The sequence below is a fragment of the Maribacter sp. genome (assembly GCF_039968975.1).
Lineage (GTDB): Bacteria > Bacteroidota > Bacteroidia > Flavobacteriales > Flavobacteriaceae > Maribacter.
Window position 1 is genome coordinate 1 of record NZ_JBDVOT010000018.1, and the last position, 25,726, is coordinate 25,726.

23 protein-coding genes and 1 other RNA gene are annotated in these 25,726 nt (G+C 33.1%); 16 read left to right on the forward strand and 8 right to left on the reverse strand.

Going from position 1 to position 25,726, the window contains the following annotated elements; translation table 11 throughout:
- The first annotated feature begins 455 nt into the window (after positions 1-455).
- Complete coding sequence (locus ABJI11_RS00935) at positions 456-1,178, forward strand: hypothetical protein (RefSeq protein ID WP_348348646.1); 723 nt, start codon at positions 456-458, stop codon at positions 1,176-1,178.
- 10 nt (positions 1,179-1,188) lie between these two features.
- Here the strand turns inward: ABJI11_RS00935 and ABJI11_RS00940 are convergent, their stop codons facing one another.
- On the reverse strand, positions 1,189-2,313 hold the full coding sequence (locus tag ABJI11_RS00940) for a hypothetical protein (RefSeq protein ID WP_348348647.1): 1,125 nt from the start codon (positions 2,311-2,313) through the stop codon (positions 1,189-1,191).
- Between the two features lie 32 nt (positions 2,314-2,345).
- Complete coding sequence (locus ABJI11_RS00945) at positions 2,346-3,968, reverse strand: ABC-F family ATP-binding cassette domain-containing protein (RefSeq protein ID WP_348348648.1); 1,623 nt, start codon at positions 3,966-3,968, stop codon at positions 2,346-2,348.
- Between the two features lie 179 nt (positions 3,969-4,147).
- On the opposite strand from ABJI11_RS00945, the gene ABJI11_RS00950 reads away from it, so the two are divergent.
- Entirely contained in the window at positions 4,148-5,530 is a 1,383-nt protein-coding gene (locus ABJI11_RS00950; protein WP_348348649.1) for a transaldolase, read from the forward strand.
- Positions 5,531-5,559: 29 nt separating this feature from the next.
- Here ABJI11_RS00950 and ABJI11_RS00955 read toward each other — a convergent pair whose 3' ends face one another.
- Both ABJI11_RS00955 and ffs read right to left on the reverse strand, forming a co-directional pair.
- Positions 5,560-6,369 (reverse strand): SDR family oxidoreductase, encoded by an 810-nt coding sequence (locus tag ABJI11_RS00955; RefSeq protein ID WP_348348650.1) that lies wholly within the window; start codon positions 6,367-6,369, stop codon positions 5,560-5,562.
- Positions 6,370-6,458: 89 nt separating this feature from the next.
- Positions 6,459-6,557, reverse strand: an RNA gene (gene ffs / locus ABJI11_RS00960) — signal recognition particle sRNA small type.
- Between the two features lie 133 nt (positions 6,558-6,690).
- Here ffs and ABJI11_RS00965 point away from each other — a divergent pair.
- The 8 genes from ABJI11_RS00965 (at position 6,691) to ABJI11_RS01000 (ending at position 14,548) form a co-directional block, all read left to right on the forward strand.
- The gene (locus ABJI11_RS00965; RefSeq protein ID WP_348348652.1) at positions 6,691-7,746 is read left to right on the forward strand and encodes a glutaminyl-peptide cyclotransferase; all 1,056 of its coding nucleotides are present in this window, start codon (positions 6,691-6,693) and stop codon (positions 7,744-7,746) included.
- A 4-nt stretch (positions 7,747-7,750) separates the two neighbouring features.
- A complete protein-coding gene (locus ABJI11_RS00970) occupies positions 7,751-8,137 on the forward strand; it encodes an acyl-ACP thioesterase domain-containing protein (RefSeq protein WP_348348653.1) in 387 nt (128 codons plus the stop codon).
- A gap of 24 nt (positions 8,138-8,161) precedes the next feature.
- Positions 8,162-9,706, forward strand: coding sequence for a hypothetical protein (locus ABJI11_RS00975; protein WP_348348654.1), 1,545 nt, complete (start codon positions 8,162-8,164; stop codon positions 9,704-9,706).
- Positions 9,707-9,851: 145 nt separating this feature from the next.
- On the forward strand, positions 9,852-10,583 hold the full coding sequence (locus ABJI11_RS00980) for a LytTR family DNA-binding domain-containing protein (RefSeq protein WP_348348656.1): 732 nt from the start codon (positions 9,852-9,854) through the stop codon (positions 10,581-10,583).
- A 136-nt stretch (positions 10,584-10,719) separates the two neighbouring features.
- On the forward strand, positions 10,720-10,896 hold the full coding sequence (locus tag ABJI11_RS00985; RefSeq protein WP_348348658.1) for a hypothetical protein: 177 nt from the start codon (positions 10,720-10,722) through the stop codon (positions 10,894-10,896).
- A gap of 91 nt (positions 10,897-10,987) precedes the next feature.
- Positions 10,988-13,030 (forward strand): ATP-binding protein, encoded by a 2,043-nt coding sequence (locus tag ABJI11_RS00990; protein WP_348348660.1) that lies wholly within the window; start codon positions 10,988-10,990, stop codon positions 13,028-13,030.
- A 56-nt stretch (positions 13,031-13,086) separates the two neighbouring features.
- Positions 13,087-13,755 (forward strand): histidine kinase, encoded by a 669-nt coding sequence (locus tag ABJI11_RS00995; RefSeq protein WP_348348662.1) that lies wholly within the window; start codon positions 13,087-13,089, stop codon positions 13,753-13,755.
- 154 nt (positions 13,756-13,909) lie between these two features.
- Positions 13,910-14,548: a hypothetical protein gene (locus ABJI11_RS01000; RefSeq protein WP_348348664.1), complete on the forward strand. Its 639-nt coding sequence runs from the start codon at positions 13,910-13,912 to the stop codon at positions 14,546-14,548.
- A 28-nt stretch (positions 14,549-14,576) separates the two neighbouring features.
- On the opposite strand, the gene glyA is transcribed toward ABJI11_RS01000, so the two are convergent.
- Positions 14,577-15,851, reverse strand: coding sequence for a serine hydroxymethyltransferase (glyA, locus tag ABJI11_RS01005; RefSeq protein ID WP_348348666.1), 1,275 nt, complete (start codon positions 15,849-15,851; stop codon positions 14,577-14,579).
- 247 nt (positions 15,852-16,098) lie between these two features.
- Between glyA and ABJI11_RS01010 the strand changes: the two genes are divergently transcribed.
- Positions 16,099-17,283, forward strand: coding sequence for a hypothetical protein (locus ABJI11_RS01010; protein WP_348348668.1), 1,185 nt, complete (start codon positions 16,099-16,101; stop codon positions 17,281-17,283).
- 32 nt (positions 17,284-17,315) lie between these two features.
- Here ABJI11_RS01010 and ytxJ read toward each other — a convergent pair whose 3' ends face one another.
- Positions 17,316-17,708, reverse strand: a complete 393-nt coding sequence (gene ytxJ, locus ABJI11_RS01015; RefSeq protein WP_348348670.1) for a bacillithiol system redox-active protein YtxJ — start codon at positions 17,706-17,708, stop codon at positions 17,316-17,318.
- Between the two features lie 158 nt (positions 17,709-17,866).
- Between ytxJ and clpB the strand changes: the two genes are divergently transcribed.
- Positions 17,867-20,467, forward strand: a complete 2,601-nt coding sequence (gene clpB / locus ABJI11_RS01020; RefSeq protein ID WP_348348672.1) for an ATP-dependent chaperone ClpB — start codon at positions 17,867-17,869, stop codon at positions 20,465-20,467.
- 111 nt (positions 20,468-20,578) lie between these two features.
- Positions 20,579-21,172 (forward strand): TetR/AcrR family transcriptional regulator, encoded by a 594-nt coding sequence (locus tag ABJI11_RS01025; protein ID WP_348348674.1) that lies wholly within the window; start codon positions 20,579-20,581, stop codon positions 21,170-21,172.
- Positions 21,173-21,229: 57 nt separating this feature from the next.
- Here ABJI11_RS01025 and ABJI11_RS01030 read toward each other — a convergent pair whose 3' ends face one another.
- Positions 21,230-22,867: a PorP/SprF family type IX secretion system membrane protein gene (locus ABJI11_RS01030; protein WP_348348676.1), complete on the reverse strand. Its 1,638-nt coding sequence runs from the start codon at positions 22,865-22,867 to the stop codon at positions 21,230-21,232.
- A gap of 84 nt (positions 22,868-22,951) precedes the next feature.
- Here ABJI11_RS01030 and ABJI11_RS01035 point away from each other — a divergent pair, with 84 nt between their 5' ends.
- Positions 22,952-23,494, forward strand: coding sequence for a phosphoglycerate mutase family protein (locus tag ABJI11_RS01035; protein WP_348348678.1), 543 nt, complete (start codon positions 22,952-22,954; stop codon positions 23,492-23,494).
- A gap of 79 nt (positions 23,495-23,573) precedes the next feature.
- Entirely contained in the window at positions 23,574-24,035 is a 462-nt protein-coding gene (gene smpB, locus ABJI11_RS01040) for an SsrA-binding protein SmpB (protein ID WP_348348682.1), read from the forward strand.
- On the opposite strand, the gene ABJI11_RS01045 is transcribed toward smpB, so the two are convergent.
- Positions 24,032-24,673, reverse strand: coding sequence for a protein-L-isoaspartate(D-aspartate) O-methyltransferase (locus ABJI11_RS01045; RefSeq protein WP_276492716.1), 642 nt, complete (start codon positions 24,671-24,673; stop codon positions 24,032-24,034). The two genes, smpB and ABJI11_RS01045, sit on opposite strands and share 4 nt — an antisense overlap.
- 146 nt (positions 24,674-24,819) lie before the next feature.
- Between ABJI11_RS01045 and ABJI11_RS01050 the strand changes: the two genes are divergently transcribed.
- The coding region (locus tag ABJI11_RS01050; protein WP_348348680.1) for a Gfo/Idh/MocA family oxidoreductase at positions 24,820-25,726 on the forward strand (907 nt) is incomplete at its 3' end.

A 25,726-nucleotide genomic window follows, 5' to 3' on the forward strand; every position in this document is an offset into this window, starting at 1 on the left:
CATGTTAGACGGTGCAAAAACTGTGAATTCTCCGGTATAATCTAAGACCTTGTCTAAATTTGTTACTCTAAGTGCATTTAACAAGGAAGAATGATTTGCAAAAGACTCTGTTCGTTCCAAAATGGATTTTTCAGGCTTTAAACTAGAGATTAGATTCTCGAATTTAAATTCAATTGAATTGTCCTGTGCAAAGGTTTGAAGCCCTAACAAAAGAGCACACAGGGACACGAGGGATGTCCATTTTTTCATAATAGGTGGTTATTAAGGGGCAAAATGTTCTAAAAATCGATAAACGGTTCGATTTCTTGGTCAAGATACAATTAGATGTCTTTGACACCTAGTATCAATTACGTGATAGAACGATTTTAACATTTTATTAACTTTTAATTAAGTTAAACAAGATTCTGACAAAATCACTAATTGATTAACTTTGAGTGTATTGCTAAAAAAAGAATATGTTTCTACCTAAAACGAATATTGAACAAAAACTCTCTAATTATAGAAATAAGCAGATTAAATCTGACGAGACAAGAATGAAAGAGGTCTATGACATTCTTACTAATCTTGATAATGAACTAGAGAGAATTGAAGATAATATTTCAAACAGCAGAGGTGCCCAACATAATAATTTCAATATTGATTTATTAGATAGTTCCAAGATTTATCATATTGACGAAATCAAGCAAATTTGTATCGATTATAGATTACGTTTTTTGGATACTAAGTATTTTAAAGGGCAAATTCCTGCTGAAGCTTTATCAAAAATTAAAGCACTAGAAAAAGAACATGAATTAGAAATTAAAGCCTTCAAAATTATAGCTCCGTCTAAACTTTTTAAACTTGAAGATAAAGATGATCCATTACTTTTTGCTCCAATAGGTAACGGATATCATTATTTAGTACATCAATGGGGTAATGATCTTCATCCATTACGGAAGTTGTTAATGTGGCCTTTTAAAAGCATTGTAAACCTGACCTTATTGGTACTTTTAATCAGTTTTGCAACCACAATGCTAATACCAGACGGTTTGTTCTCCAAATCAAGTTCAAATGCCCAGTTTTGGATTCTTTATTTCTTTATGTTTAAATGTATAGCCTCGGTAGTCATATTTTACGGATTTGCAATGGGCAAAAACTTTAATCCAGCTATTTGGAACAGCAAATATTTTAACAGCTAAACTTAAAATTCTATTTTACGAATATGGTTTTAGGCACTCCATCTAAATCAATATTATCAATTAATTTAAAATCCGGTGCCGGAGTTATTCTTAGAATACCACCTTTATCAGCTTGACCATTTTTCTCGTATCCGATTAAAACATAGTTATTCTTTTCATCATAACTGATGGCAGATGTATTGGCTATATTATATTTTACGTTCAATTCTGTATCTGTCAAGAAATTTTCAAATAGATAGACTACGGTACTATTCTTTTCAAAATCATAAATTGCTGGCACCCCTACCACCTCTGCCGTTGGTACATTCTTCTGAAAATAAAACTTACCATTGTTATCCATATAGAAATCGGTAGTTGTAATAAAACCAGGCTCCGTATCTTCACCATAAGTGGTGTACGATTTATTTAATGAAACAGGATTTAAAGTAGTGTGTAATTCAGGATAACTAATGATTACATCACCATTGTTATTGGTAAATAACCGCTGTGCATCTAAACCCAAATCTAGCTCCATTAAAGCTTCATTAGTATTCATATCAATTACAGACAAATGAAATTCATCTGTAATGAATTCGTTCAATGTCAGCACAAATAATTTATTAGTAGAAAAAACGATATCAACTGGTTTCTTATCCAAAAGTATTTCTAACGGATTCCCAACCAAATCGATAAGTGAATTTACACGAACCACATATTGCTTATCCTTGCCCAACAACTCTCTTTCATATGCTACTGCTGTAATTTCATTTGAACGAGCCATTGCCAGAACATTTATGTCACACGCATCTATGTCATCAAAAAGAGCTACGGATTCAACTACAGAACTTTCTGAATTATACCATTGTAATGTTGCATGACAATTTGTGGTAGCATAATAACTTATATCTGTTGCAGTTCTATATGTAATAGCATTTGAAGGAACACTATTAAATGAAATCAACGTGCTTTTTACGGCAAATTCTTCATCACTAGACGCCACAACAACCCCATTCAATAAATTATTATTTTGTAAAAAAACGGTGTACTCAACTTGTGCACTTGTAACTATTTCCTCTTCAACTTGTTCAGAAGATTTTTCGCATGCGAAGAAACTAAAGGCTAGCACAAAGCAAGCCACATATTTGTAGGTTTTCATAAAACATCGATTTGGGTTAATCTATTCTATGTTTATTCAGCGTACATTTTGTTACGCTGATCTTTCAATGCCTTATCAGACATATAATCATCTAACGTTGAATACCTATCAATGTTGCCTTTAGGAGTTAATTCTATAATTCTATTTGCTACAGTCTGTGCAAACTCATGATCATGTGTTGTCAACATTACAGTACCCTTAAAGTTCTTAAGAGAATTATTGAATGCCGTAATACTTTCCAAATCTAAGTGATTTGTAGGCTCATCTAACATTAACACGTTAGCACGCATCAACATCATTCTACTTAACATACAACGCACTTTTTCTCCACCAGAAAGAACGGTACATTTTTTCAATGCCTCTTCGCCACTAAATAACATTTTACCCAAGAAACCACGTATGTATACTTCTTCCCTTTCTTCTTCCGTTTTAGCGTATTGGCGTAACCAATCTACCAAGTTGATGTTACTTGTAAAGAAGTCTGAATTATCTGCTGGCAAATAAGATTGAGTAGTTGTAATACCCCATTGAAAAGTACCTTTATCAGCCTTTTTATTTCCATTTATGATATCATAGAACGCTGAAGTTGCTCTAGAATCTCTTGAAATAATGGCAATTTTATCTCCTTTTGCCAAGTTGATATTTACATTGTTAAACAGCACTTCCCCTTCGTCAGTTGAAGCTGAAAGTCCTTCTACATTTAATATTTGATCACCAGCTTCACGTTCTCTGTCAAAAATTATAGCAGGGTATCTACGACTAGATGGCTTAATATCATCTACCTTTAATTTAGACAACATCTTTTTACGAGAAGTAGCTTGTTTACTTTTAGCAACATTTGCACTAAAACGAGCAATAAATTCTTGCAATTCTTTTGCTTTTTCTTCTGCTTTCTTATTTTGTTGTGCACGCTGGCGAGCGGCTAATTGACTACTTTCATACCAGAATGTATAGTTACCTGAGTATAAATTTAGTTTACCGAAATCAATATCACCAATATCCGTACAAACAGTATCTAAAAAGTGACGGTCATGACTTACTACAATTACCGTATTTTCATAATCCGCCAAGAAATTCTCTAACCAACTAATCGTTTCATAATCCAAGTCGTTGGTAGGCTCATCCATTATCAACACATCTGGATTACCAAATAAAGCTTGCGCCAAAAGCACACGTACTTTTAATTTAGAGTCTAACTCAGACATCAATGTAAAATGTAAATCTGCGTTTATCCCTAAGTTAGATAATAAAGCAGCTGCATTACTATCTGCGTTCCACCCGTTCATCTCCTCAAACTTCACCTGCAACTCCCCTATTCTATCTGCATTCTTATCATCATAATCAGCATAAAGAGCATCTATTTCTTTTTTGATTTCATAAAGTGGTTTGTTACCCATAACCACTGCCTCTAGTACCGTAAAATCATCGGCAGAGTTGTGATTTTGTTCCAAGATGGACATTCTCTTACCAGGCTCTAAATGTACGTGACCAGAAGTTGGATCCATTTGCCCTGCAAGTATTTTCAAAAAAGTAGATTTACCGGCTCCATTGGCACCAATAATACCGTAACAATTACCTTGGGTAAAAGAAACGTTTACTTCATCGAACAACACTCGTTTTCCAAATTGGACAGAAAGATTAGAAACAGATAACATAGAAATAAAATTTTAAAAATCCGTGCAAAAATACTGAATTTATAAGCTTGAGCTGCCTAGTTTAGTATCAAATTCGATAAAAGATTCTTAAGTTAGCGCAACACAACATTTAACTAGCTATTAACAACATCTGGTGATTAGGTTTATTATTTTTGGCTAACACCAGTCCCACATACTATATGACAAGAATTTTACTCTCTACATTCGTAGCCTTATTAGTGGGTTGTTCGTCCACAAAAAAGGATTCTGAAACCGTACTTTTTGCTGGTGAAATCGTGAATCCTACGAGTGACCAAGTAATTTTATTAAAAGGAGGAATAAAAGTAGACTCTGCAAAGCTTGATGATAAAAACCGCTTTAAGTTTAAACTTAATTCTATAGAAAATGGGCTGTATCACTTCAATTTAGCTCCTGAACATCAGTATGTTTATTTAGAGAAAGGCGATAGTTTAATGGTTAGACTAAATACCATTTATTTTGATGAATCTTTGGTATTCTCTGGAAATAATGAAGAAACCAATAATTTTTTGCTAGAACTCTTTTTAGCAACTGAAGAAGAAGATTCTAAAATGTATTCTGAATATTACAAACTTGAACCCTCAGATTTCTCAGATAAAATTGCATCGTTAAGACAGGAAAAAGTAGATAAATTAGCTGATTTAAATTCTGAAAGTCTTTTATCTAAAGAAGCTATGAATTTGTTGAACGGCAGTATAGACTACACATACAACAGATATAAAGAAATTTACCCCTTTAGACATAAAAGCAAAACTGCTGAAGAAAATTTTCACCAATTACCTAAAGATTTTTACATATATAGAAATCAAGTAAACTACGGCGACCACACACTTACCTATCTTAGACCTTATTATGATTTCATGAAAGCCCACTTAAGCAATTTAGCTTACATGAGCTGCCTAAACGACTGTTCAAATGAACATATGCAACAGAGCAGGCAGTTACATTACAAAAAGCATAAATTACACTTAATAGACAGCCTCGTAGTTGAAAAAGAATTGAGGGATAATCTTTTTAGAAATGTTGCCTTTGATTATTTACTGAAGAAAAAAGATGCTCCCGAAAACACTGAAATTTTCTTAACGGAATTCAAGAAGGTTTCTAAAAATAACATGCATTTAGAAGAAATTGAAAGCCTATATGAAGGTATTGCAAATCTTCAACCTAAAAAGACAATACCTAATTTAGATGTTGTTAGTTATGAAAACGAAAGCAAAACACTAACAGAAATTGCAGCTGATAAAAAAGTTCTATTTTATTTCTGGTCTGGCACTAACAGTAGACAATACAAAAACATCTTTAAGAGAATAGCCATTCTTAAAGAGAAAAAGCCTGACCACCAACTTATTGGCATCAATATTAAAACGGATTATGAACAGTGGAAAAAAATTATATCTTCACTTGGCGTTGATCCTTCATTACAATATCATAGCAACGACTTCAGAGAACTGACAGAAAAATTAGTGCTCTACCCAATGAACAAGGCTATTATTACAGATAACTCTGTTATAGTAGACGGCTTTTCCAATATTTACAAAAACTAAAAATTGTTATTATTATTTTCAGAAGAAAATTAATGAGAACTATGACCTTCAAGTAATTTCTCGAACCAACGACCAGGTAGTAAATTTTTTAGCGTCAACGAGAATTTTTGAATAAATGAACCCACCTTATAATGAGGCTTCGGATTTTTAGTCTGTATAATTTTTGCAATTTTTTTTGCCACATCAGAAGGATCACCTCCACTGTCAACATCTGCATCAATAGCCTCTAAAGTATTCTTATAAGCCTTTTTATATGCAGAATTTTCATAAACCGGAGTATGATATCTACCGGAGGCAATATTAGTGGCAAAATCACCAGGAGCAAGCGTAGTAAGGTGAACACCAAAAGATTTCGTCTCCATTCTATAACTTTCAGTTACAATCTCAAGAGCCCCTTTAGATGCCGAATAAATTCCTCTAAACGGTAACCCCATATAACCTGCTATAGAAGTAATGTTAATGATAAGACCTTCTTTTTGCCCACGCATTACAGGTAAAACCGTATTCATCACATTTAAGGGACCGTTAAAATTGGTTGCAAATGCTTTTAAAACCTCTTCATGAGGAGTTTCTTCCATAGGTCCTGTTATACCAACACCCGCATTATTGATCAATACATCAATTCTATTTTCAAGTTTAAGTAATGATGATATACAACCTTTAATGGTATCTACATTTCTAACATCCATCTCTAAAAGTGGAAATTCTGAAAATGAAGGATATTTACTTTTGCTGCGAGTTGTACCGTAGACTTCATATCCTTTTTTCTTTAAATGTATACCTATTGCTTTGCCAATACCTGAAGACCCACCTGTAATTAGTACTACTTTTGTTTTCATTTTATAGAAAATAAGCGATGCTAAACGTTTTATAGAATTGGTTATGAATGTGTTACCTAGAAATTAAATATTTCATTTTAGGGCACAAAAAAAGGCAAGCTACCTACATCGCACCGCTACGACCGTATACCCTTGCTGCGTTCCCACCCTGGGGGATTCTACAGGAGCTGGTCGTGTAGGACTTGCCGGGTGCAAATATACAATCTTTTAAAACTTTGACAATCCTTTAGTTTCTTATTTTTATGAATTAAATTGCCTATCAATAACAAGAAAGCCTTCTTGTACTTACATACTACATCAACTTAAATACCCATTTTCTTAATGAAAATTATAAATTATTTCTGTATCGTTCTTATTACCAGCTTATTTACTGCATGTGGCAGTGGCAATCAAAAAGCTTCTTCCCTATTCGAAATCAGTTTAGAGAAAAATGCAAACCAGGTTCAAATGAATCAAGAAATTGGAATAAAAATTAAAAATAAGCAGGAAAAACAAATTCAAAGTGTAGAATATAGCATTGACGGCACGCCTATTCCTCTTAATAATGATAAAATTAAGATCGATTTACCCACTTTAGGAAATAAAGTGTTGACCGCAAAAATCACTTTTGATGGCGAAACCGTAGCTATAAACAAAAACCTTAAAGTTCTTTCTGAGAAAGCTCCGGAAATTTACACGTACACCATTATTAATGAATACCCACACGACACAAAATCTTACACCCAAGGTCTTGAGTTTTATAATGACACTTTATATGAATCAACCGGTAGAAAAGGACAGTCTTTTTTAAGAAAATTAGATTTTAAAACCGGTAAAGTCTTTGAACAAATAGATTTGGACGAAACTTATTTTGGAGAAGGTATTACCATATTGAACGATAAAATCTACCAACTTACTTGGCAAAGTGGATTGGGCTTCATTTATGACTTAAACTCTTTTGAAAAATTTGATAATTTTCAATACGGTAAAAGTCGTGAAGGTTGGGGATTAACAAATGATGGCTCTAAACTTTTTAAAAGTGATGGTACCGAAAAAATATGGTTTATAAATCCTGATACCATGACTGAAGATGGATACATTGAAACGGTAACCAATTCATCTATTTTTAATTCAGCCAATGAATTAGAATATGTTGACGGGAAAATATATGCCAATGTATATCAAAAACCTAGCGTCATGATTATTGATAGCAAAACAGGCGCTATTGAAGGTGTTATTAATTTCAGCGGTTTAAGCGATATCATTACCAAAACTGAAAATTGGGATAAAACCAACTACGTGCTAAACGGAATAGCATATCATCCTGAACGCAAAACATTTTTTGTTACCGGTAAATTCTGGGATAAAATGTTTGAAGTACAAATTCAGAAAAAATAGCAATATGGCATTTCAGAAAGAGATAATTGTTTCTCATGATGACCTAGACGATTTAAACCATGTAAACAATGTACGTTATGTACAGTGGATACAGGACATCTCAAAAGAACACTGGCAAACCATAGCGACTGCTAAAATGCAGGAAGAAGTTATTTGGGTTGTACTTACACATCACATAGAATATAAACGTGCAGCGGTTTTAAATGATTCCATAAAAATATCAACCTTTATAGCGTCTAGCTCAGGAGCTAAATGTGTGAGAATTGTAGAAATGAAACATGGTACTACCAACAAATTATTGGTAAGATCAAGTACTGAATGGTGTTTATTGAACAGTAAGTCATACAGACCACTTAGAATCCCTGAAGAAATTAAAGAAATTTTCCTCTAACTTAGATTCGTAAAACCTATTAGCGTGCGTCTTAGAATCTTAATTATACTCTCTGCCCTATTTGCTCTTCTCTGGAGCACATCATGTAGAAAAGATTTTGAGTACGCCGAAAGCGACGGGCACCTTTCATTTTCTAGAGATACTGTATACCTTGACACCGTTTTCACAAATATTGGTAGTAGTACGTATACCTTAAAAGTTTATAATGACACTAAAGATGACATTATAATACCAAACATATCTCTTAGAAATGGCAATGAGAGCTTCTACAGATTAAATGTTGATGGTATTGCCGGTAAAGAATTTGCGGACACTCCTATTTACGCAGAAGATAGTCTTTTTGTATTCGTAGAAACTACGATAGATATTACAGACAACTCAATCAACGAATTACTCTATACCGATGCCATTCTCTTTGATAATGCCTCATTTCAACAAACTGTTGAATTGGTAACACTGGCAAAGGACGCCATATTTCTCTATCCTGATGATACTAATGAAAATGCAATTGAAACAATAGTATTATATAATGATGAAACAGGAAACCCTATATCTGTAGATGGTTTTGAGTTATCTGACAATCATTTAAATTTCACAAAAGAGAAGTCTTACGTCATCTACGGATACGCAGTTGTGCCTAAAGGTAAAGAGCTTATTATTGATCCAGGAACTAGAGTTCACTTTCACGAAAACTCAGGAATTTTAGTACAAGAAGAATCTACTATAACCATTAACGGAGAATTAAGTTCTGATAATTCACTCTTAGAAAATGAAGTCATATTTGAAGGCGACCGATTAGAACCTGAATTTGAAAATATTTCAGGTCAATGGGGGGCTATCTGGATTAGCTCGGGAAGTATAAATAACACCATTAATCACTTAACCATCAAAAACGCCGAGTTGGGTATTTATGTAGAAGGTCAAGATACAGAAGAACCTCAAACATTGAATATTACTAACAGTAGCATCTTCAACAGTTCTAGATATAATCTATGGGCTAGAAATGCAAAAATTAACGCCTCTAACATAGTTTTAGGAGCAGCTGGCAATTCTTCACTTATAATAGAAAATGGTGGAAGTTATTCGTTTACACACGCTACAATTGCCAACTACTGGAATAAAGGTTTTAGATTCAACACCAGTCTTTCCTTAAGTAATGCATCAAAAACCAATGTTGAAAACGGTTTTGATTTATTAAATGCGGATTTTAAAAATTGCATAATTGACGGTAACAGCTCTAATGAAATTTCACTTGAAACAAACAGTCAGAATATCTTCAACTATACCTTTCAAAATTGTTTTATAAGGTTCAACAAAAACCAATCTTCATCTTCTGAAAATTCTCTATATAATTTTGAAAATGACGAGTATTATTTTAACGTAATACTAAGTGGAGAATTAGATTATTTTCAACCATTTGAAAATGATTACAGAATTGGGTTAAACTCAGACGCAATTAATAAAGGTGACGAAAATACCGCAATTTCTACTCCTTTTGACATCATAGGCTCCACAAGATTACCTAATCCGGATTTAGGCGCTTTTCAAGCGATAGAGAAAGATTTATAGGTATTCCTATAATTTAATTGACAGATTTTTCGCTCAGAGACCCCGTAAACACTGATTTTATCAATATATCCTTGGTTTTTATAAGGACATTCTAGGTCTTCTTTTTCTTACCTATGTTTAATTTCGTAGTATACACTAATTCATTTTGAACTACACTTACACCATAATTGATTCAGATGCTGTTTCTAATTTGCAGTTACATGCTTTTTTGGATGAATATGGTGATTTTGAATGTATAAATACAACTAACAACCCTTCTGATGGATTAAACGATATTTTAAAGTATTCTCCAGATATCGTTTTTATTAACTTAAACAATGATTACGCTTCTGTATTCTTAATGGTTACAGAGATTCATCAATATATGAATCAAATACCAATTCTTATCGGTATTGCATCAACAAAAAACTACGCATACGATGCTATTAAAAGTGGTTTCTTTGATTATTGGCTAAAACCCTTTAATGAATTTGATATTCGAAAGTCGTTAATGAAACTTCAAAAAAGAATGCCAAAAGAAAAGGCACCAGCGACACTATGCTTAAAATCATATAATGATTTTCAATATTTAAATACCAATGACATTCTTTATCTAAAAGCAGATAATAATACTACCGAATTTTTCATGAAAGATGGTACAATTATTAACGCTTACAAAACGTTAAAGACTTTTGAGAAAAGATTACCCCAAAATTTTATGCGTATTCATCAAAGCTATATGGTAAATACAAGCTATGTTTCCCGTATCAATTTTGGAAAATCTATTTGCGCTATTAAAGCGGTAAACGAGCATATTCCTTTTTCCAAATCTTACCGAGAGAATATGGAAAATCTCAAAAGTATTCTTTCAAAGAATACTCTCTCCGCATTAAATTAGAGAATTCTCTTAAAACTAGGCTGTTTACTAACAGAATCTAACCATTCACTCAAGTTTCAAAATACCGTGTTATTTACCTACAAATGGATATTACTTTGGCTGTATAATAAACCAAAAACCCCTAAAAACACACAGTATGAAAAAAGTGACAGGTATTTTAGCAATTGCAGTAATGGCATTAGGTATGGCAACAACAGCTATCGAAAACACAACTAACGAAATTGAGACAAAGAACAATGTTTCTAAAACATTTCAATGTGATGACTGTGACGCCCCTGTAGGAGATAGAAAACCACCAAAAAGGATTGCATAGGTATAAATTTAAAATACAAAAAAAAGCCTTTAACATAATTGTTAAAGGCTTTTTTTATACCTTGGTTTTATTATACCAATAACATTTATTTTTGAACAAGATTTATATTTTTGTATCTGCCCTTTTTCTCTTTTGTATAAGCTGTGCAAAAACTGAACCCAAAAAAAAGATACAATCAGCACTTGAAACAAATGATAGTATTTCTATATGGTCTGACGAAAGTTATAAGGTGGACTCTAAGAGAAAATTAGAACTACAATATAAAGCTTACCAATTCGCAATAGATTCCCCAACAGATTCTTTAAAAAGCATACACCTTTCTAACCTCTCTTACAATCAACGATTTATCTCTGACAGTTCATTATATCGACAAGTAAATAATGAAGCAATTTTAGCGAACCAAAAAATTAAAGATACTGCTACTATAGGTGCGGCTTATTGGGATTTAGCATATTTTATGGAAAATAGAATAGCCTACGATAGTGCTTTTTATTATTACTCAGAAGCTCTTAACCTTTACAATCAAATTAATTATAAAGAAGAAGTTGGTCGTTTGTATTTAATTATGGCCAGTATTCAAATGAAGATTAAAGATTATATTGGTAGTGAAGCCAATACCATAAAAGCGATTGAATATTTTAAAACATTAGAAAATAATAGCCACCATTTATATAGAAGTTATAACCTTTTAGGTATAGTTTTAACAGACTTAAAAGAATATGAAAAATCTTTAGCCTATTATAAGGAAGCCTTATTTTACCTTGAAAAAATTCCTGACAGTTATATTGATGAGGTCACCGTGATAAACAATATTGGCGTAACTTATAGAAATGACAAACAATATGACAAGGCTATAGAAAATTTTGAAAAAGTATTAAGCACCAATAATATATTATCTGAAAAACCTAGTTTATATGGGCTGGCTCTAAGTAATTTAGCAACTTCAAAACTCTACAAAAGAGATACTTCGAATGTTCGTAATTTATTTAATCAAGCCATAAAAATTAAAAAAAAGGAGAATGATTTAGGCAGTATTGCTGCGAGTTATTATAATTATGCAGAATTAGAAGCTTTTGCCCATGACACTACTGCAGCTATCCACAAAGCAAAAGAAGCAGAAAGATTAGCTATAGAAGGAGAGTCAAATGAACGTCTTTTAAAAACTTGGCAATTTTTAGCCATATTAGATAAGGAAAACGCTTCTGGATATTTTAAAAACTTTATAAAACTAAACGACAGTTTACAAAATGAAGATCGTAAACAACAAAATAAATTCGCTCGTATACGTTTTGAAACCGACGAATTTATTGCAGAGAATATTGTATTAGAAAGTGAAAAAGAAACTCTTTCAAAACAAAAGCAAATTTGGATCGGCATAGCAATAGGTTTCTTTTTACTTGGTCTATCCATTTATATTATAATCAATCAGCGTGCAAAAAACCAAAAACTTCGTTTTGACCAACAACAGCAAGCTAATAACCAAGAAATATTCAACTTAATGCTTACACAAAAGCAAAAAGTAGATGAAGTTAAACGCTTAGAGCAAAAACGAATTTCAGAAGAACTACATGATGGTGTTTTAGGCAAAATGCTAGGTGCCCGTATGATTCTAACCGGTTTAAACAAACGCGCTACCGACGAAGCAATTCAAGAAAAATCTAAAGCACTTAGTTCATTACAAGAAATTGAAAATGAAATTAGGTCTATCTCGCACGAATTAAGTCATAGTGCATACCAAAAAATAAATAATTTCACCGATTCTGTAGAAACGCTTCTTGCTAATAAGAAAATTAAAACTATCTTTCATTTCAATGAAGATGAAAACTGGGATAGTTTTGATAGTGATATTAAAATTAATGCCTATCGCATAATTCAAGAAACTTTTCAAAATGCTATAAAACATTCTAAGTGCTCATACTTCGAAGTAAGTTTTTATAGAAATGATGATAATTTTAATGTTATAATGAGCGATAACGGAATTGGATATAACGTTAATAAAGGCAAAAAAGGGATAGGTCTTAGAAATATTACCTCTAGAATAAATAAGCTAAAAGGTAACTTTCATATAGACTCTACCGAAGGAAAAGGCACTACCATCACTTTAAATATTCCTATTAAAATCAATAAAAAATAACCAATAATAATACTTAGTATAAAAACGTTTAGTAAATTACCATAGAATTGTATATTATGAATACTGTACGAATTTTAGCGATAGATGACCACGAAATGACAGCTCTAGGGTATAAATATATCTTAGAGGATTCTGAATTTAGTGATTTCAATGTAAAAGTCGAAATTGCGACCAGTTTTGATAAAGGTAAATCAAAAATTGAAAATTCTAAACGAGCAGTGCCTTATGATATAATACTTTTAGATATTCAATTATTTTCTCCAGAATCTAAAGATCCAAGAACGGGAATTGATTTAGGAATTGTAGCTAGAGCAGAAGTACCAAACTCCAAAGTAGTATTTATGTCTTCTTATAGCGATAACTATAGAATCAACAATATTTTTAAAACTGTAAATCCTGATGGATATATGGTAAAATCTGAAATAGATGAAATGTCTCTTAAAACTATGGTTGAAACTATTGTAAATAAATCTCCTTATTACACAGCAAGCGCTCTTTCTGCAATACGCAGAAGAATGTCTACCGATATTATTATTGATGAGCAAGATCAAAAAATTCTTTACCATCTTTCCCAAGGTATTCATACCAGGGATATAGCACCATTGGTTGGTTCAGCAAATACAACCGTTGAAGCAAGAAAGAGGCAACTTAAAGCTTTATTTGACGTTAAAAATGGAAATGACTTGGCTTTAATTAATGAAGCTAAAACACGTGGTTTCCTTTAAATATATGTTTTCTAAAGATACTGACTATCAATGACTTAGATAAAATAATTTTATTTTATAATAATATCCTCCGAAATTCTAAGGATTTCCTATGTCATATTGCGAAGTTAGAAAAGTATCTTTATGTTAAAGAATGCTATAAATTTCCACCTATATGCCTTTTAACTACCAAAATTTCATCAATAATTCAAAATTAGAATATACCAAGGATATTGCTGGTATAGATGAATTTCTAGGTTCAATTGGGTTTCATTATTTTTCCAATGTAAAGCTGAATAATAAACATATCACTTTCAATTCTATTAGTTTAGTCTTAGAGGTATCTTGTAATTTAGATTTACTAGAATTACTATCCCATTTTAATACAGGGAGATGGGGCTACAATGGAAGAGAAGAAACCCCATTACAAAGTGCCTTGGATATATTAGATTTAAAAAATCAACATAATATTGATATCGAAGAACTTACATTCTTTTTAAATGATACAAGCATTGTTATAAAGCGCATCTACGATAAAAGCATACCATCTCAATTAAATGATATTTTAAAACAGATTGCATTTAATTATGTCTTCTTGACCAGAGGTCTTACTCAAAAACCATATGAGATTTTCGTTCCTATATTTGAAGATATCATTGAGAATATTGATGCTAACGAAGATCAAATTAATACAGCTCCAAAATCATATTCTGAATTCTGGGGAATATACCTAGATAAGGATGACGAAGCATCTATTTATGATGTTCATAAAAACACATACGTAAGTGGAGATTTAGAGTTTTTATCAGAATAAAAACTCTAAATCTATTTTCAATTTTTAATTATGCATTAAAAATTGGTCTTGTATTCATCATTGCATTTACTTTACTTCTAACTTCTTTTATTATAACTTCATTTTCAGGATTTGTAATTACCTGATCAATAAAATCTACTACTTTTTCCATATCACTTTCAACCAATCCTCTGGTTGTAATTGCAGCAGTACCAAAACGGATTCCAGAAGTTACAAAAGGTGATTTATCATCAAACGGCACCATGTTTTTATTTGCAGTAATGTCTGCCAAAACCAATGCTTTCTCAGCATCTTTTCCTGAAATATCTTTATTTCTAAGATCAATTAGCATCATATGATTATCGGTACCATCTGAAATAATGTTATAGCCACGCTCTACAAAAGACTTAGCCATTGCATCGGCGTTTTTCTTTACCTGAGCAATATAAGTACCATAAGAATCTGTCAAGGCTTCACCAAAAGCAATTGCCTTACCGGCAATAACATGCTCTAAAGGACCTCCTTGATTTCCAGGGAAAACAGCCAAATCTAATAAAGCGGACATTTTTCTTAAGTTGCCATTTTTCAACTTAATACCAAATGGATTTTCAAAATCCGCACCCATTAATATTAAACCACCCCTTGGTCCTCTTAATGTTTTATGGGTTGTTGTAGTTACAATATGACAGTGAGGAATTGGGTTGCTTAAAAGTCCTTTAGCGATTAAACCTGCAGGATGAGAGATATCTGCAAGCAATATAGCATTTACACTATCTGCAATTTTACGAAAACGCTCAAAATCCATATCCCTTGAATATGCAGAGGCACCAGCGATTATCAATTTTGGCTGCTCTTTAGTAGCTACTTCTTGAATTTTATCATAATCTAATCTACCGGTCTCCTTATCAACACCATAAAATACCGGAGTATACAATCTTCCCGAAAAATTAACAGGAGATCCATGCGTTAAGTGACCACCGTGAGAAAGATCAAAGCCTAAAATTTTATCACCCGGCTTTAAACATGCATGATATACAGCTGCATTAGCCTGAGACCCAGAATGTGGCTGTACATTTGCATACGCCGCCCCAAATAGCTCCTTAGCTCTATCTATTGCTAATTGCTCTACTTTATCTACTACTTCACACCCACCGTAATATCTTTTTCCAGGATATCCTTCGGCATATTTATTTGTAAGTACAGAGCCTTGGGCCTCCATTACTTGCGGACTAGTAAAATTTTCAGAGGCAATTAATTCAATTCCGTTAATTTGACGTTGCTTCTCTTCTTCAATTAGATTAAAAATTGTGGTATCGCGTTGCATGGTACTATATCTTTTAAATAAGTGACAAAAATACAAATAGCACACCTAATGAAATATAAAAAAGAACACAAACACATAACTTATTTATTAAAATAAGTTAATAACTGTATCCTATTTAGACGCTTATAGCTTTATAACATTAAGCAAATCATTTAATATATACTATTCCTTATCCCTTAACGTTTAATAAAAAGACTTTTATGGCACGGCTGTTGAATAGCTATTATAAATTCTAAAAATAATAGACATGAAAAAATTTCTACTATTTAGTTTTATCGGACTTCTAATATCATGTAGTGGCGTCAAAAAAACACAGGAGGCTCTTAACTCTGGTAACTACGAAACCGCTATTAATAAAGCGGTAATGAATATTGCAGAAAATAAGACCAAAAAAAGCAATCAACAATATATAATGCTTTTAGAAGAAGGGTATAAAAAAAATACCGAGAGGGAGCTGCAGAATATCAAATTTCTTAAAAAAGATGGTAATGCCGCAAACTATGAGGAAATATATAATAGCTATAATAGATTAAAGTCTATTCAAGAGCGTATTCGCCCTTTATTGCCATTATACATTCAAGATGAAGGCCGAGATGCCAATTTCACGTTCAAGAATTATGATGATGATTTACTTGCTGCTAAATCTGAGTTGTCTGAATTTTTATACTCAAACGCTACTGCGTTATTGAAAGACGCTAATTATAAAACCGATTATAGAAAAGCTTACAACGACCTTAACTATTTAGAAGAGATTAACCCAAATTATAAGGATGTTGCTTCTAAAATAAATGAAGCCTATCAAAAAGGGTTAAATTACATCATCGTAGAAATGATAAATAATACGGATCAGATTATACCTAAAAGATTAGAAGATGAGCTTTTAAATTTAAATACTTACGGATTAAATTCTAATTGGACAGAATACCACACCAATAGAATACAAAATCAATTGTATGACTACCAAATGGAAGTTTCTTTTCAAGATATTAATATTTCTCCAGAACAAATTAGCGAGAAACAAATAAGCAAGGAAAGACAAATAAAAGATGGTTATACTTTTGTTGAAGATCGCAATGGTAATGTAGTATCAGATAGTCTTGGTAATAGTATTAAGGTGGATAAGTTTAAAACCGTACGATGTAATTTCTATCAATTTACACAATTTAAAAGTGCACAAGTAACCGGAGTTGTAAGCTTCATTGATTTGAAAAAACAGCAAAAGGTAAATCAATATCCATTATCAAGTCAATTCGTATTTGAGCATGTCTATGCAAACTACGATGGTGATAAAAGAGCGCTAGACAATGAGTTAGTATCTCTTTTACAACTTGCAAGAGTACCATTTCCTAGCAATGAACAAATGGTTTATGATGCCGGAGAAGATTTAAAAAATAATCTCAAAAATATATTGAACAACCAACGTTTCAATTAAGAAAAAAGCCCCGTTATTACGGGGCTTTTTATTTATACATATTGTTCTAGCTTAATATCTGAAATGGCACTATGTGAATCATGTAAGACCACTACCCCATTTTTAATAATCAAAAGCTGAGGAGATTGGTGTACTACTCCAAATTCTGAAGCTACCGCGTTAGACACATCTCTGTTCGCCAACAAATCTAAAAAGTATAGATCCATTTGTCCATCTTCCAGACCATAACTGCTTTTAAACATATTTAGTACCATTCTACTTATACCACATGAGGTGGAATGCTTAAATATTACTTGAGGTCTACCATTAGACGCTGCTTTAATAGTACTTAATTGATCTACAGAATTTAAAGCCACCCAAGGAATGCCCGAAGAACTACCTTCATCATCACTTTTAGAACCAAATAAACCACCAAATATTCCCATAAAATTCTTAATTTAATATTGTCATTTCAACAAACTGCACCTGACTAATTGTCATTAAATTTTTCTGATTTACAGCCATTATGTCTTGTAAATTCAATTGGTAAGATTGTTGACTAATACATATCAAAAGTATTACAATTAACTAAATCCGAAAGAATATGAATATAAATAATTTCACTATAAAATCACAGGAGGCTATTCAACAAGCCCAACTGATTGCCCAAAATAACGGACATCAGCAAATTGAGAACGAACATATATTTAAAGCACTTACCGAAGTTGAAGAGAATGTAATGCCCTTTTTGATTAAAAAACTAGGGATTAACTTTTCATTGGTTCAACAAATTATAGAAAAAGAATTATCAAGCTTTCCAAAAGTTGAAGGTGGAGATATTCAATTCTCTAGAGAAGCGGGTAAAACTTTGAACGAAGCAAGTATTATTGCTAAAAACATGGAAGATGAATATGTTTCCATAGAACACCTCTTTTTAGCCATTTTAAAATCTAAAAGCAAAATAGCCCAGATTTTAAAAGACCAAGGAGCTACAGAAAAACATTTAATAGCAGCTATAAACGAATTGCGCAATGGCGAAAAGGTAACTTCACAAAGTGCCGAAGACAGTTATAACTCACTTAAAAAATACGCAAAGAACTTAAACGAACTTGCAGATAGTGGTAAACTTGACCCTGTTATTGGACGTGATGAGGAAATTCGTAGAATTCTGCAAATTTTATCAAGACGTACAAAAAACAATCCTATACTTGTAGGTGAGCCCGGCGTTGGTAAAACCGCTATTGTAGAAGGTTTAGCGCATAGAATTATTCAAGGTGACATTCCTGAAAACCTAAAGGATAAAGTAATTTATTCTTTAGATATGGGCGCTTTAATTGCAGGCGCAAAATATAAAGGAGAATTTGAAGAACGCCTAAAAGCTGTTATCAAAGAAGTTGTCAGCGCAGATGGCAACATCATCTTATTTATTGATGAAATACACACCTTAGTTGGTGCAGGTGGCGGTCAAGGAGCTATGGACGCAGCTAATATTCTTAAACCCGCTTTAGCAAGAGGTGAACTAAGATCAATTGGTGCAACTACATTAGATGAATACCAAAAGTATTTTGAAAAAGATAAAGCTCTTGAAAGAAGGTTTCAAAAAGTGGTTGTAGACCAGCCAGATACAGAAAGTGCCATCTCTATTCTTAGAGGTATTAAAGAGAAATACGAAGCGCACCATAAGGTTCGTATCAAAGATGAGGCGGTTATTTCTGCGGTAGAACTTTCTCAACGCTATATCACCAATAGATTTTTACCGGACAAGGCTATTGACCTTATGGATGAAGCTGCTTCCAAACTTAGAATGGAAATTAATTCTAAACCTGAAGAGCTAGATGTTCTAGATCGTAAGATTATGCAGATTGAAATTGAAATTGAAGCGATTAAACGTGAAAATGACAAACAAAAACTTAAAATTTTAAATCTAGATTTAGCAAATATCAAAGAAGAGCGAAACGAAATTTTCGCTCAATGGGAAAGTGAAAAATCTGTTGTAGACAATATTCAGCAGACCAAACTAGATATTGAAAACTTTAAAGCTGAAGCCGAACGTGCCGAAAGAAATGGTGATTATGGTAAAGTAGCAGAAATTAGATATGGAAAAATTAAAGAAGCCCAAGAAAACCTCACTAAATTACAAGATAATCTAGCTGAACAACAACATGCGGGTACTTTAATCAAAGAAGAAGTTACAAGTGATGATATTGCCGAAGTTGTTGCTAAATGGACCGGTATACCTGTAACAAAAATGTTGCAAAGCGAACGCGAAAAGTTGTTGAAGCTTGAAGAAGTACTGCATAAGCGTGTTGTAGGTCAAGAAGAAGCTATTGAAGCGGTTTCAGACGCTATACGAAGAAGTAGAGCCGGACTGCAAGATTCTAAAAAGCCTATTGGCTCGTTTCTTTTCTTAGGAACAACCGGAGTGGGTAAAACAGAGCTTGCAAAAACATTGGCATCATATTTATTTGATGATGAAAATGCAATGACAAGAATAGACATGAGCGAATATCAAGAAAGACATTCGGTCAGTAGACTTGTAGGTGCACCTCCAGGATATGTAGGTTATGACGAAGGCGGACAATTAACAGAAGCTGTACGTAGAAGACCTTATTCTGTAGTACTTTTAGATGAGATTGAAAAAGCGCACCCAGATACGTTTAATATTTTATTACAAGTATTGGATGAAGGTAGATTGACAGACAACAAAGGTCGTGTTGCAGATTTCAAGAATACAATTATCATTATGACCAGTAATATGGGTAGTGATATTATTCAAGATACTTTTGAAAATGCCGTAGATGTTTATAGCGCTACTGAAGCTGCAAGAGTTGAAGTGTTAGGTCTTTTAAAGAAGACAGTAAGACCAGAGTTTATAAATAGAATTGATGACATTGTTATGTTTACACCTTTAACCAAGGAAGACATCAAAGAAATAGTAAAACTTCAAATAGAGAGTTTAAAGAAAATGCTGGACAATCAGCAAATTACTCTAGATGCTACAGAAGAAGCTATAGCTTATTTGGCAGATAAAGGTTACGACCCACAATTTGGTGCCAGACCTGTAAAAAGAACTATCCAGAAAGAGGTTCTTAACAATATGTCCAAAGCATTGTTAAGCGGTGAAATTAAAGCGGATAGCGTTGTTTTACTAGATGCCTTCGATAATGGTTTAGTTTTCAGAAATCAAGAAGAAATAACAGTTTAATTTTAAAAAATTGTTAGAAAAGCGTTCATATTAAATATATGGACGCTTTTTTTATCAACAATATATACCATACAGTATAGATTATTTATATTCGCATTAAAACAGTCTATTATGTCAACCAAAGCCGAAAGAACAACCGCATTCATTATTGAGACTGTCGCGCCTGTATTTAACAAACACGGGTATGTAGGCACTAGTATGAGTGATTTAACCGATGCCACCAACTTAACCAAGGGTGCACTTTATGGTAATTTTGAAAACAAAGAAGCGTTGGCTTTAGCTGCTTTCGAATTTAATAGAAGCTTATTGCTTACCGCTGTTGACGAGCATTTATCAATTGAAGGCAAGGCTATTGCTAAAATTGAAAATCTACTTGACTTTTATAAAAAATACGACATCTTTACAATGAAAATGGGTGGTTGCCCCATTTTAAATGTTGGTATAGACGCTCAACACAACAACAAACTACTTGCTGCCGCAGCTAAAGAAACTATTAAAGAAATTGAAGGGAAAATTGCCTTAGTCTTTGAAAATGGTATTAATAACAGAGAGTTTAAACTACCAGTATCTCCATTACAGTTTTCAAAACAATTATTTACGATTATTCAAGGTGCAATTTCAATGGCTACTATTACCAAGGATCGTAAGTATTTATTGAATACGGTAACGTACTTAGATGTTTTAATTAAAAGAGAATTGAAGTAAACATTTTTATAGGTGCTTACTCCCAACTAATAAAAAGCCAAATACCGAAAGAGTATATTACTCGCCCGTTACCCTGAAAATCCATAATTTATCAGTGTATTTTCCACCAAGCTTAGAGTCTCTAGCTTCTCTGGCTTCTTTTATGAAATTGTATTTAGCCAAATACACATAATTATATTTATTCTTTTGTCTTAAGAACGATTTAGCATTGATTCCACGCTTTTGCATATCTGCAATAAAAGCGTTTAAGTACTTTTTAGTACCAAATACATTTGCTATCAAATAGTATCCTGGTTCTAAAGAGCCTTCTTTAGTTACCTCCTCATACTTTTCACCAGCTCTAACTTTTACGACTTCATTTTTCATTGCCAATGCTTGACTTTGAGCAATTGAATCTTGTCTTCGTTGTTGAGCCAAGGCTAAAGCCGCTGCTTTATTTTTCTCTACTGTCGCTATAGAATCTTGCATTTTTTGTTGCTTTAAAGCCTTAGCTGATGCCAAGGCCTGTTCTGCTCTTGCATTTTCTATAGAGTCTCTTCGTCTTCTAATATCTCTTCTTGATTCTTTTATGACCAGTTTAGATGTACTTGTGGCATTTTGAATGGAATCTTTTATTCTATTACTTTCTATTAAAGCTAAACGCTCCTGCTTCTTTGATTCCCTTTTAAGAGCCAACTTTTCTGCCTTAGTCAGTTCATTAGACACGATAACATTCTCCTCTTGCTTAACAAGGACTTCTTCCTTTTGCTTTTTCTCCTCCGCAAGTAATTGCTCTTCAAGTTTTTCTTCAGGCGTTTGCAGTGTTCCCAATTTATAAGATGTCACCAATTCAAATGATGGGTCTTGACCTTTTAAATCTGAACTTGTACCTACTTCAATTAAGGCACCAAAGGACAACCTTTTAAAGAAACGTCCACCAACACCACCGGAGAATCCATAAAAACTATTATAGCCCGCTTGTGCCCAATATTTGTTTGTCGTCAACAATGTTGTCAACCCTATTTGATTATCCAACCCAGGAATGGTCTTATAATACAACATAGGTCTTAATACAGAACTATCATCTGAACTTAAAACACTAACTGGAATATCATAACTTACCAATGCTTGAAACATTCTATCCTCAGGACTTGTGTTGCGCTCATTGGAAGAGAAATTATAATCAAATAGATTTTCTGAAACCAAACCTATATTAAACCTATCAATACTCAAATTAACACCCGGTGCCATTTGTAAAATAAAATCATTTTCTGCGATAGTCTGTATTGGGTTAGGTATAAAAAAACGATCGTCTGCCAACTTCTGTTGAAAAGCAAATACGTTTAAACCAACCCCTAAAATAACTCCTTCACTTAATTCTATAGTATGAGCATAGTTAAGAGCCGCACCCGTATTTAAGAAAACACCTGTATTATGCTGAAAGAAACCAACACCTGCAGCAGATACATCATTTAATCTTGCTGAATAATTTAAGAATAGAGAAGTTGGGTCTGCATCATAAGATTGCCATTGCCACCTAGCCCACAATGACACTGAAGAAGGATTATTACGATCTAAACTATAAGCAGGATTTATTAAACTACTATTGTATTCAGTAATATTTTGCTGCCTAAAATCAGTAGGAAGTACGACCTCTTGAGCCTTAATACCTAGAACTACAAAACCAATAAGAAGCGCCCCACAAAATTTTTTCATATGCAAAAAAACAAAAAATAGACTATTTATAGTACTATTTTGAACTAATTTTAGTTATTAAATTAATACACCAAACAAAATTTCATGAAAGCATTAAAAATTGTTCTTTTAATTTTTCTGGCAATCAATCTTTCTTGCAAAGATGAGCCAGTAGTTGACACATCGCAAGAAGAAACTTCAATTTCGACTTTTTATCTTATCAGACATGCTGAAAAGAATAGAAATAATCCTGATGATTCTGACCCTGAACTCAACCAAAAAGGCTTGGGAAGAGCTATGCATTGGGCAGAAATTCTAGCTGACACAGAATTAAACGCTATTTATTCTACAGACTATAACAGAACCGCAATGACCGCCGCACCTACCTCGGTAAAGCAAAACATTGATGTACAATATTATGACCCTAGCACCATTGACATTGCCCAGTTTAAAAGCGATAACTTAAACAGTAATGTTTTAATTGTTGGACACAGTAACACTACTCCTGAATTTGTCAATAAACTAATCGATGAACAAAAGTATTTTGATATTGATGATAGCGAAAACGGAACTTTGTTTATCGTTAAAATCATAAACGGCATATCATCCGTAGAAAAACTTATTTTCAATTGTAACTGCCCAGATTAAAAAATCAGTAAACAATATCGTTAGCAATAACTTTTAAAAGGCTAAGACATTCATTGAAATGTTCTTACTTTTGCCTGTAATGCAGAATACTATAAACATTAAGAACAAAAGAGCTCGTTTTGAATACGAGCTTTTAGATAAATATACAGCCGGTATCGTTTTGGCAGGTACCGAGATTAAGGCTATTAGAGAAGGACGAGCTTCTATATCAGAAAGTTTTTGTGAATTTAATGATAGAGATGAGCTATTTGTTATCAATATGCAGATAGATGAATATTCTCATGCATCACACTTTAACCACAAACCAAAAGCCGCTCGTAAATTACTTTTACAAAGAAGAGAACTTAAAAAACTTAGCAAAGAAGTAAATACCTCTGGTTTAACTATTGTACCGCTTCGTGTGTTTGTAAACGAAAGAGGTTTTGCAAAAATGCAAATTGCATTGGCCAAAGGTAAAAAGCTTTACGATAAAAGAGAGTCTATTAAAGATCGCGACAACAAGAGAGACCTTGATCGTATTAAAAAGAATTTCAACGGCTAGTTTTTATTTTCCAGCAAGGGCACAAACCTGAATGAACCGTATTCTGTCTTTGAAAATTCTTTTTCAGTAGTTCTCACGAACAATGTCATTATTTGTTCTTCAAAACCAATAGGTATAACTAACCTACCCCCTACTTTTAATTGCGATAACAAAGCCTTAGGTACTGCCGGCGCTCCAGCCGTTACTATTATACGATCAAAAGGAGCTTCTTTAGGTAAACCTTTATAACCATCACCAAAGATTACTTGCTTAGGCCTGTACCCCATTTTTTTAAAAAAGATACTGGTCTTTTTAAATAACTCTAACTGTCTTTCAACTGTGTAAACCTTAACTTTTAATTTTAAAAGTACTGCTGTTTGGTAGCCGCTACCGGTACCGATTTCCAATACTTTCTGCCCTTGTTCAAGTTCTAATAATTCAGTTTGAAATGCAACGGTGTACGGGTGAGAAATTGTTTGGTTTGCAGCAATGGGAAATGCTTTGTTTTGATAGGCATGCCCCTCAAAACTACTATCCATAAACAAATGTCTAGGTATTTCTCTAACGGCGTCCAGAACGTTTTTATCAGCTATTCCTTTGTCTATCAATACTTGCGCCAAATGGTTGCGCATGCCCCTGTGTTTTAAGGTATCTTTCAATGGTAGTCGGTTTGTCCTTCAAAGTTAATAAAGTTCTTGAAACGACGGAAGAACCAACAAAAACTTATCCTTATTTTTTCTAAAATTGAAATCCTGCATAGGATAAAACTACCTAACTATGCGTATTTTTGGGAAAAACGAAACACATGTTAAAAGTTGGTGTTTTAGGAGCTGGGCATCTAGGTAAGATACACCTTAGACTTCTAAACGAATCTAAAAAATATGAACTAGTTGGCTTCTACGATGCCGATAGTTCTAATGGAGAAAAAGTTAGTTCTGAATTTGGATATGCATATTTTAAAAGTCTAGACGAATTAATTGATGCTGTAGACGTTGTTGATATTGTTACCCCTACACTTTCTCATTACGATTGTGCAAAAAAAGCAATCGAAAAAAGCAAACACATATTCATAGAAAAACCTATTACACACACTCTTGAAGAAGCTAATTCCTTACTTGATTTAGAAGAGAAACATGGAGTAAAAGGACAAGTAGGACATGTTGAACGTTTTAACCCTGCATTTACTTCTGTTAAACACGCAATAAAAGAGCCTATGTTCATTGAGGCCCATAGACTGGCCGAGTTTAATCCCAGAGGTACTGATGTTCCTGTTGTATTAGATTTAATGATTCATGATATTGATGCTATTTTAAGTGTAGTAAATTCTGAAGTTATACAAGTAAATGCTAGTGGAGTTTCTGTAATAAGTCAATCTCCAGATATTGCAAATGCTAGACTAGAGTTTGCCAACGGATGCGTAGCAAATTTAACGGCCAGTAGAATCTCTTTAAAAAACATGAGAAAATCACGCTTCTTTCAAAAAGATGCGTATATATCCGTAGATTTTCTTGAAAAGAAAGTTGAAGTTGTAAAGATGAAAGATGCCCCTAAAGAACCGGGAGATTTTGACATGATACTGCAAAATGCCGAGGGTATTAAAAAACAGATTTATTTTGAAAACCCGTCTATTGAGACGAACAATGCCATTTTAGATGAGCTAGAATCTTTTGCAGACGCAATCAATGACAACACAACCCCTGTAGTAAGTTTAA